1 protein-coding gene is annotated in these 1,435 nt (G+C 65.9%); it reads right to left on the bottom strand.

Translation table 11 applies throughout. The features are described from left to right. Positions 1–73: 73 nt before the first annotated feature. Positions 74–1,273, bottom strand: coding sequence for an IS256 family transposase (locus tag DS843_RS30840; protein WP_149472619.1), 1,200 nt, complete (start codon positions 1,271–1,273; stop codon positions 74–76). Positions 1,274–1,435 lie beyond the last annotated feature (162 nt).

The raw sequence follows: 1,435 nt of genomic DNA, 5'->3' as shown, positions 1-1,435 counted from the left end.
GATCGTGTCCCGTGCCGTGGTGTAGGATTGGACAAGCCAATCATCATGGTTCCCCGCGATCTGGCCGGGGGTATCAGGCGGCCACGGCGGGCAAGCTGATGGCCGTATCATCGCCGAGCGCGGCGATGGTTTCCAGGGTCATGTAGCGGGCGCGCTGTACGGCCCATTCGTCGTTCTGCTCCAAGAGGATCGCCCCGATGAGGCGTGTGATCGCCTCTTCGTTCGGAAATATACCCACGACCTCGGTGCGGCGCTTGATCTCGCCATTGAGACGTTCGATGGGATTGGTCGAGTGGATTTTGGCCCGGTGTTCCTTAGGAAACGTCATGTAGGCCAGCACGTCCTCTTCCGCCTCGTCCATCAGGGCGGCCAGCTTGGGCAGCTTGGCGCGAACCTGATCGGCGACTTGGCGCCATTGTGCGTGAGCCGCGGCAGCATCGTCCTGGGCGAAGGCCGTGGCGATGAAGGCGGCGACCACGCGGCGCCCGCTCTTGCCGGCGTGGGCGAGTGCGGTCCGGGAATAATGGACCCGGCACCTTTGCCACGTCGCCTGGAAGACCCGCTGCACGGCTGCCTTGATGCCGCCGTGGGCGTCGGAAATGATCAGCTTGACGCCGCTCAGGCCGCGGCGCTTGAGCTTGCGCAGGAACTCGATCCAGAAGGTCTCCGCCTCCGACGGGCCGATGTCCATGCCCAGCACCTCGCGCCGGCCATCGGTGTTGACCGCCACCGCGATGGTGACGGCAACCGAGACGATGCGCCCGTTCTGGCGCACCTTCACGTAGGTGGCGTCGAGCCACAGGTAGGGCCAGTCGCCCTCGATGGGACGGCCCAGAAAGGTCTTCACCCGCTCGTCGATCTCCGCGCACAGCCGGCTGACCTGGCTCTTGGAGATGCCGCTCATCCCCATGGCCTGGACCAGGTCGTCCACCGATCGCGTCGAGATACCCTGGACGTAGGCCTCCTGGATCACTGCGGTCAGCGCCTTCTCAGCCATCCGCCGGGGCTCCAGGAAGCCGGGGAAATACGAGCCCTGGCGCAGCTTGGGGATGCGCAAGTCCACCGTGCCGGCGCGGGTCTCCCAGTCGCGCTCGCGGTAGCCGTTGCGCTGGGTCAGCCGCCCGGGCGCCCGCTCGCCGTGACCGGCGCCGGTCAGTGCCTGCACCTCCAGTTCCATCAGGCGCTCGGCGGCAAAGCCGATCATCTCGCGCAGGACGTCGGCATCCGTGCCCTTCTCAAGCATCGAACGAAGCGTCATCATCTCATCGGTCATCGGGGTCACCCTTCGTGTGGGTTGAGGTGTGGTGACCAGACTCTACCGAAGAACCTCGATGACCGTCCGCTGTGGATAACCGGCCCGCCTACGCCAGCTGTGAGGGGACGCTTCGGCGGGCCGGTTACCCACAGCTCCTACACCACGCGATGGGACACGACC

The organism is Roseomonas genomospecies 6 (assembly GCF_008365375.1).
GTDB lineage: Bacteria > Pseudomonadota > Alphaproteobacteria > Azospirillales > Azospirillaceae > Azospirillum.
The sequence above is the reverse complement of the archived record's forward strand: the minus strand, read 5'-3'. Positions and strand labels throughout refer to the sequence as shown.